The organism is Methyloceanibacter sp. (assembly GCF_050999895.1).
Classification (GTDB): Bacteria; Pseudomonadota; Alphaproteobacteria; order Rhizobiales; family Methyloligellaceae; genus Methyloceanibacter.
This window is the reverse complement of record NZ_JBPCOU010000074.1, coordinates 1-5,061: the sequence shown is the minus strand read 5'-3', so window position 1 is coordinate 5,061 and position 5,061 is coordinate 1. Positions and strand designations below refer to the sequence as shown.

Here is a 5,061-nt window from a genome sequence, read left to right as displayed (position 1 = left end):
TTGGTGTCGAAAGCTCTCAAGGTCAAGAAGGACGTGAAAAGCTTGAGCGCAAGCCGGGCCCTGGCAACACGCAAGGTGGACGCCTCCCTGCCGGAGCCGTTCGCGGGCTGGTTCGCCGCACGGGGCTGGAGGCCGCATGCGCATCAGCTTGCGTTGCTGGAGGCGGCCGCCGGTGGCCGCAACACGCTCCTGATCGCGCCAACCGGTGGCGGCAAGACGCTTGCGGGCTTCCTGCCTAGCCTTGTCAATCTTGCCGGTGGGCCACAGGCGGCGAAATCCGCGGCGCGCATCCACACGCTCTATGTCTCGCCGCTGAAGGCGCTCGCGACCGACATCGCCCGCAACCTAACCGAGCCCGTCAGCGAGATGGGGCTGCCCATACGGCTGGAGACGCGCACTGGCGACACCCCGCCCTCGCGCCGCGCCCGCCAGCGCGTCATGCCGCCCGACATCCTTCTCACCACGCCGGAGCAGATCGCGCTGATGCTCGCGCACCGCACGGCGCCCGACCTTTTCGGCCATCTCAAATATGTCATTCTCGATGAGCTGCATGCGCTTGCCTCCAGGAAGCGCGGCGATCTCCTGGCGCTGGATCTTGCGCGCCTGCGCAAGTTATCGCCCGGCTTTACCGCGATCGGCCTGTCCGCCACCGTCGCGCGTCCCTCCGAGCTCGCGGCGTTTCTCGCGCCCCATTCCGACCTCGCCACAGCGCAGCTGTCCGAAATCGTCGTCGCCGATGGCGGCGTGAAGCCGAACATCGCGATCCTCGATTCCGATGCGGATTTGCCCTGGGCGGGCCACTCCGCGCGCTACGCGCTGCCCGAGATCTACGAGTCCATCAAAGCCCATCGCATGTCGCTCATCTTCGTCAACACACGCTCGCAGGCCGAGATGCTGTTTCACGAGCTGTGGCGCTACAATGACGACAATCTCCCCATCGCGTTGCATCACGGCTCGCTCGACGTCGCCCAGCGGCGCGAGGTCGAGGCGGCGATGGTCGCCGGCCGCCTGCGCGCGGTCGTCTGTACCTCGACGCTCGATCTCGGCATCGACTGGGGCGACGTCGACCTCGTTATCAATGTCTGCGCACCGAAAGGGGCAAGCCGCCTCGCGCAGCGCATCGGCCGCGCCAATCACCGCCTCGACGAGCCGAGCAAGGCTGTGCTCGTGCCGGCCAACCGCTTCGAGGTGGTCGAATGTCAGGCCGCATTGGAAGCCGCCGCCGCAGGCGCGCAGGATACCCCGCCCGCGCGTCCAGGTGCGCTCGACGTGCTCGCCCAGCACGTGCTCGGCATGGCGTGCGCGGAGCCCTTCGATCCCGACGCGCTCTATGACGAGGTGCGGAGCGCCGCGCCCTATCACGATCTCCCCCGCGAGACCTTCGACGAGGTCGTGCGCTTCGTCGCCACCGGCGGCTATGCGCTCGCCAATTACGATCGCTACGCCAAGCTGAAGCTGACCCCGGAAGGCCTCTACCGCGTCGCCCATCCCCGCATCGCGCAGCAATACCGGCTCAATGTCGGCACCATCGTCGAGGCGCCGATGTTGCGCGTTCGCCTTGCCCGGCGACAGGGTGGCGGTGTCGGCACTCGCGCCGCGCTCGCCGCGGGCCGCGTTCTCGGCGAGGTGGAGGAATGGTTCATCGAGCAGCTCGTCCCGGGCGACACCTTCGTCTTCGCGGGTCAAGTGCTCCGCTTCGAAGGCTTGCGCGAGAGCGATGCTATCGTCACCCGCGCCCACGCGACCGAGCCGAAGATCCCTTCTTATGACGGCGGCAAATTCCCCCTCTCGACCTATCTCGCCTCCCGGGTGCGCGATCTGCTCGCCGATCCCGGCCATTGGTCCGTGCTGCCGGAGCAGGTCTCGGACTGGCTCCGCTTCCAGGCCGATATCTCCGTCGTCCCCGGTCCGGACGAGATCCTGATCGAGACCTTCCCGCGCGGCCGCAAACATTATCTCGTCTGCTATCCCTTCGAGGGACGCCTCGCGCATCAAAGCCTCGGCATGCTGCTGACCCGCCGCCTGGAGCGCGCGCATGCGGGGCCGCTCGGCTTCGTCGCCAATGAATATGCCCTTGCGATCTGGGGCCTGAGCGACATGGGCGCCATGGTGGAGCAGGGCCGCCTCGATCTTGCCAAGCTCTTCGACGAGGACATGCTCGGCGACGATCTCGATGCCTGGCTTGCGGAATCCAATCTGATGAAGCGGTCGTTCCGGGTCTGCGCCATCATTTCGGGTCTCATCGAGCGCCGTCATCCGGGCAAGGAGAAGACGGGACGGCAGATGACGGTCTCGTCGGATCTGATCTACGATGTGCTGCGCCAGCACGAGCCGGATCACATTTTGCTGCAAGCCGCCTTCGCCGACGCCGCGAGCGGAATGCTCGATGTGGCGCGGCTCGGAGATTTCCTGAAGCGGGTGCGGGGTCGAATCAGGCATATTGCGTTGGGGCGCGTATCTCCGCTCGCGATTCCGGTCATGCTTGAGATTGGCCGCGAAAGCGTGCCCGGCGACGCGCGAGAAGCATTGTTGCGGGAAATAGTCGAGGAGCTTGCGAGGGAAGTTGCCGGACATGCTGCGCCTGAACAGGCTTGAGCCAGAGATCGTGTCGCCATTCCGCGCACAAATCACCGTTGCCGGGCATAAATTGAAGCCGCTTGCGTCTGGCGCGCTATATTGGGAAGCCGAGCGGACGCTGCTCGTCGCCGATCTGCATCTGGAGAAGGGCGCGGCCTTCGCTGCCTTCGGCATGCTGCTGCCGCCTTACGACACCCGCACCACGCTGATGCGCTTGGCCAGGATCGTCGCCGAGCTCGCGCCGTTGCGCGTCGTTGCGCTCGGCGACAGTTTTCACACCAGCCAGTCCGCCGCTCGTTTAGTCGAGGATGATCTCGCGCTCCTCCTCATGCTGCAGGCCAACCGCGAATGGTATTGGATCCGCGGCAATCACGATCCCGAACTGCCGGAATGCGTCGGCGGCACGATCTGCAACAGTTTGAGCATTTGCGGCATCACGCTTAGGCACGAGCCGTCCGGCAACGCCGATGGCCGCGAGATCTCTGGCCACCTGCACCCGGTCGCGCGTGTCGCAAGGCGCGGCGAAGTCATAAGGCGCAAGTGCTTCGCCACCGACGGCAACCGAATCGTGATGCCGGCCTTCGGCGCTTACACCGGCGGCCTCAACGTGCTCGATGCCGCGTTCGGCGCGTTGTTCCTGCAACCGAGCCTGGAGGCTTGGATGATGGGGCGCGCCGATGTCTACCCCATCCAGGGGCGGGCGCTGCTGCCAGACTGAGCCTAGTCGCGGCGGAAGGCGAACCAGCCGATCAGTCCGCCAAGCACGGCGATCAGGACCGCGATCATTCCGTAGATGAAGGGATAGCGGAACGCGAGCAGATAGACGAGCCGCTCGAACCCCACCTTGTTCACTTGAAGCGTGCTCTCGTTCTTGCTCAGCAGCTCGCCGTCGCGGAACAGATAGACGTCGGCCGTATAGAGCCCGATCGGGACATTCACCGGCAGGTCGACCGTGCCGCGAAACAGGCTGCGGCCGATAAAGCTGATCCCGTCGTCGTGCTCTTGGAAGAGGCCGGCGCGCTGCTTCAGCCGGATCACGGACGAGCGGAACGTTTCGTCGGTCGGGTCGCCTGCGCTGTCCACGCCGAAATTGATATTCTTGAAGCCCGCACCAAGCTTTTTTAGGGTCTCCTCCCGGGCGATCGCGCGGAACGGACGCGAGGACAGCACGGTGTAGAAACCGGGCACCGAAGGAAAGACTCGGCTCGCTCCGTTGACCCAGATTCCGCCGACGCGCTCCTTGCGCCGCGCCACCATCGGCTGGCTCGGTCCGCGGATGACCATGATGACGTCGTGCACCGCCTTCTCGGGGCTCGGCGTGCTGGAAAAATCCACGCTGCCGAAAATGAGGATCTCGATGCCGGTGAAGTTCGACTGGATTGAGATTTCGCGGGTGGAGATATCCGACTGCACCTCTTCCTTAGGTGCAGTCTGCGCCGCCGCCGCCGAGGACAGCGCGAGGATGAGCGCTGCAGTTCGAAGCGCGCCCCCCATCATGCGCCCGCCGCCATCGGGGCGATGCTGTAGAGCTCGGCCGGTCGCAGCACCAGGTCGAAGAGGAGGCGGATGGCAACCGCGAGAACCATGAGGGCGAGCAGCGCCCGCAACTGCTCGCCCTTGAGCCTTTGGCCCGCGCTTACCCCGAACTGGCCGCCGATGACGCCGCCAACGACGAGGAGCATGGCAAGCACCACGTCGACCGTGTTGTTCAGGGTCGCTTGCAGAATCGTCACCACGGCGCTGACGAAGATGATCTGAAACATAGACGTGCCGATCACGATATTGGTCGGCATGTGCAGCAGGTAGATCATCGCCGGCACCATGATGAAGCCGCCCCCGACGCCGAGGAAGGCGGCGAGCAGGCCAACCAGAGCGCCGATCACAAGCGGCGGGATCGCGCTGATATAGAGGCGCGAATCGGGGAAGCGCATCTTCAGCGGCAGACCGTGCACCCAGTTGTGCTGCCCGGAACGGCGGGACGCCACGGACTTCCCCGCCCGTGCTCTGCGCATGGCGCGAAGGCTTTCCGCGAGCATCAGGGCGCCAATGACGCCGAGAAAGGCCACATAGGTGAGCGAGATGATGAGCCCGGCTTGGCCGAGTTGCCGCAGCAGCTTGAGCAGGAAGACGCCACCCAGCGCCCCGACCATGCCACCCGCGATCAGCACGCCGCCCATTTTCAGGTCGATATTGCCGCGCCGCCATTGCGCAAGCGCACCCGAAACGGAGGTGGCCACGATCTGGTTCGCGCCCGTTGCCACCGCGATCGCCGGCGGAATGCCTGAAAACATCAAGAGCGGCGTCAGCAGGAAGCCGCCGCCTACGCCGAACATTCCTGAAAGAAATCCGATCGTCGCCCCAAGTCCCAGCATCACCAAGAGGTTCACGGACATCTCGGCGATGGGAAGATAGACCTGGAACATTGGCCAGCGTTGTTTTTTGAGGTGCTGACGAAACCTGTTCGCAGCGCCGCTCCCTGTCAAT

At 65.1% G+C, this 5,061-nt stretch carries 4 protein-coding genes; 2 read left to right on the top strand and 2 right to left on the bottom strand.

Annotation, left to right across the window (positions count from 1 at the left end; all coding sequences use genetic code 11):
• Positions 1–60: 60 nt before the first annotated feature.
• Positions 61–2,595 (top strand): ligase-associated DNA damage response DEXH box helicase, encoded by a 2,535-nt coding sequence (locus tag ACR2J1_RS08145; RefSeq protein WP_434018832.1) that lies wholly within the window; start codon positions 61–63, stop codon positions 2,593–2,595.
• Entirely contained in the window at positions 2,573–3,295 is a 723-nt protein-coding gene (pdeM, locus tag ACR2J1_RS08140; protein WP_434018830.1) for a ligase-associated DNA damage response endonuclease PdeM, read from the top strand. Before ACR2J1_RS08145 ends, pdeM begins: the two co-directional genes overlap by 23 nt.
• A gap of 2 nt (positions 3,296–3,297) precedes the next feature.
• Here pdeM and ACR2J1_RS08135 read toward each other — a convergent pair whose 3' ends face one another.
• Together ACR2J1_RS08135 and ACR2J1_RS08130 are read right to left on the bottom strand one after the other, a co-directional pair.
• Positions 3,298–4,071 (bottom strand): TIGR02186 family protein, encoded by a 774-nt coding sequence (locus ACR2J1_RS08135; protein WP_434018829.1) that lies wholly within the window; start codon positions 4,069–4,071, stop codon positions 3,298–3,300.
• Positions 4,071–5,000, bottom strand: coding sequence for a sulfite exporter TauE/SafE family protein (locus ACR2J1_RS08130; RefSeq protein WP_434018831.1), 930 nt, complete (start codon positions 4,998–5,000; stop codon positions 4,071–4,073). Before ACR2J1_RS08130 ends, ACR2J1_RS08135 begins: the two co-directional genes overlap by 1 nt.
• Positions 5,001–5,061: the final 61 nt, after the last annotated feature.

Excerpts from the sequence above, each read along its gene's own strand:
- pdeM (WP_434018830.1), top strand. The coding sequence starts at position 2,573 with ATGCTGCGCCTGAACAGGCTTGAGCCAGAGATCGTGTCGCCATTCCGC.
- ACR2J1_RS08135 (WP_434018829.1), bottom strand. The coding sequence starts at position 4,071 with ATGGGGGGCGCGCTTCGAACTGCAGCGCTCATCCTCGCGCTGTCCTCG.
- ACR2J1_RS08130 (WP_434018831.1), bottom strand. The coding sequence starts at position 5,000 with ATGTTCCAGGTCTATCTTCCCATCGCCGAGATGTCCGTGAACCTCTTG.